Genomic DNA, 1,841 nt, shown 5'->3' with positions numbered 1-1,841 from the left:
CACCACACCAGCCACGGGGCCGGCCCCGGTCAGCAGCCCGCCCAGCGCGTCCCGGTCCGTACCGGGCTCGACCACGAGGCGGCGTACCTCGGCACCGCGCGCGGCCAGCGCACCCGCCACGGCCGTGTCGTCCACGTCCCCGGCAGGCGTCACGAGCAGCCAGGTGCCCAACAGCCCGGTACCGGCCGCGGAGTCCGTCAGCGGCTTCCACGACACCCGGTAGCGCCACGCGTCCACCTCGGAGCGGGTCCGCAGGCCACGGCGCCACGCCGACAGGGCGGGCAGGGCCGGCAGGACGGTGTCCCAGGCGTTCTCGTCGTCCAGGTCCAGGGCGGCGGCGAGGGACTCCATGTCCTCACGCTCCACCGCGTCCCAGAAACGGGAGTCCATGTCGTCCCCGGCACCCTTGCGGGCTGCCGGAGCCGCCGGCATCTCCAGCCAGTAGCGCTGGCGCTGGAAGGCGTACGTCGGCAGCTCGATGCGCCGGGCACCCGTACCGGCGAAGTAGGCGGACCAGTCCACCTCCACACCCCGCACGTGGGCCTGAGCCAGTGCGGCGACGGCCGTCTCCGGCTCGGGCCGCCCGCTGCGCAGAACGGGTACGAAGCCGGCGGTCTCGCCGCTCACGCATTCCTGGCCCAGGGCGGAGAGCACGCCCGACGGGCCGATTTCGAGGTACGTCGTGACGCCGGCCGCTTCGAGGGCCTGCATGCCGTCGAGGAAGCGCACGGCTTCGCGGACGTGCCGCACCCAGAACTCGGCCGAACTCATCTCGTCCGAGACCAGGGCACCGGTCAGGTTCGACACCACCGGGATGCGCGGGGCGGCGAAGGTGAGGCCCTGCACGACCTGGCGGAAGTCGTCCAGCATGCCGTCCATGTGCGGCGAGTGGAACGCGTGGCTGACGGTGAGGCGCTTGGTCTTGCGGTCGGAGAGGGCCTCCACGACCGCGGCGGCAGCGTCCTCGTCACCGGCGATCACGACCGAGGTCGGCCCGTTCACGGCGGCGATGCTCACGCGGTCGGTCAGCAGCGGCAGGACCTCGTCCTCCGAAGCCTGCACCGCGATCATCACACCACCCGAAGGCAGCGCCTGCATCAGCCGGCCACGCGCCTCCACCAGCGTGCACGCGTCGTCCAGCGACAGGACCCCCGCCACGTGCGCGGCGGCGATCTCACCGATGGAGTGACCGGACAGGTAGTCGGGCTTCAGGCCCCAGGCCTCGACCAGCCGGAAGAGTGCCACCTCGACCGCGAACAGCGCGGGCTGGGTGTAGCGCGTCTCGTCCAGGAGACCTGCGTCCGCGCCGAACAGCACATCCTTCACCGGCAGTTCGAACCGCGCGCACACCTCGTCCAGGGCGGCCTTGAACACCGGGAAGGTGTCATACAGCTCGCGGCCCATGCCCAGGCGCTGGCTGCCCTGACCGGTGAAGAGGAAGGCGAGCTTGCCGGAGACCGGCGATCCCTCGACCACACCGGCCGGCGTACGGCCGTCCGCCAGCGCCGCGAGGCCGGCCAGCAGCCCCTCACGGTCAGCGGCGAAGACCGCCGCCCGGTCCTCGAACAGCGCCTTGCCCGACGCCAACGACCACGCGACGTCCACCGGACGCACATCGGGCGCGGACAGGACGAAGGACTGAAGGCGGCGCGCCTGCGCCCGCAGGGCATCTTCGCCCTTCGCGGACAGCGTCCACGTCACCACCGGCAGCGGGGCGTCCTCCGCAGATGCCTCTGCCACGTCGGTGACCGGCGGCTGCTCGATGATGGTGTGCGCGTTCGTGCCGCTGATGCCGAAGGAGGAGACACCCGCGCGGCGCGGGCGGCCGGTCTCCGGCCACT

1 protein-coding gene is annotated in these 1,841 nt (G+C 72.5%); it reads right to left on the bottom strand.

Features of this window, described 5'->3' with window-relative positions:
- On the bottom strand, positions 1-1,841 hold a 1,841-nt coding region (locus ACEPPI_RS40405), incomplete at both ends, for an acyltransferase domain-containing protein (protein ID WP_373920226.1).

The sequence above is a fragment of the Streptomyces sp. AB3(2024) genome (assembly GCF_041862025.1).
Classification (GTDB): domain Bacteria; phylum Actinomycetota; class Actinomycetes; order Streptomycetales; family Streptomycetaceae; genus Streptomyces.
This window is presented reverse-complemented; position numbering and strand designations above follow the sequence as displayed.